The 666-nt window shown below is 60.7% G+C and carries 1 pseudogene; it reads right to left on the reverse strand.

The features are described from left to right. Window positions 1–210 precede the first annotated feature (210 nt). Window positions 211–666, reverse strand: a pseudogene (locus C3Y91_RS04330) (ISNCY family transposase); the annotation flags it as partial.

Genomic DNA, 666 nt, shown 5'->3' on the forward strand with positions numbered 1-666 from the left:
TGTGGCGGGGAAGTTGGAATGTCCGTTTGTGTGCAAAGTAGAAGTGTCACTTTGGGCGCGTCTTCAGCTATTTAGAAATGCGACACTCGGCATGTCCACTTGCGCTTAGGCAAGCCCCCGAGCGGACCGGCTGGACCGGGTTGCAAGGGAAGGGAGGGGGCGGGTGAGATGCTCCCCTTCGGCTTTAGCTTTGACAGTTGGAGCAGCCAGTCATTCCGCCGCATCGAGGCCAGAGAGCGCTTGTCGCCGTCGGGCAATGACGGCGGGATCGTTCATGAAATCCGTCTTCCGACCCGGCTTGCGGCCCCGCGGCGTGTAGCCATTCTTCTCGCTGTTGGTCCTGACCTTGGGCGCCGGCAGTTGCTCCTGACGCTCCTTGATATAGGCCAGGACATCGCCGAGCCGCTTGTTCTCGGTGATCGCCGCATGCGTCACCCGCTGGTCCTTGTCGAACACCTTGTAGGGCAGGGAATGACCTTTCCAGCGCACGTCCAGCCGGCCATCGGCATAGGCATAGGTCTCGACATAGCGGCCAACCAGGCCACGCGTCACCTCGGTCTCTTCCAGCATGATCCGCTGGCGCTCAAACGAAAACGTCAACTGCGACCCGACATAGCGCTGCTCACGCTTGCACAGGATCTCCTTCAGCCGGTCCGACGCAAGATT

This window comes from Rhizobium ruizarguesonis (assembly GCF_012349115.1).
Classification (GTDB): Bacteria; Pseudomonadota; Alphaproteobacteria; order Rhizobiales; family Rhizobiaceae; genus Rhizobium; species Rhizobium ruizarguesonis.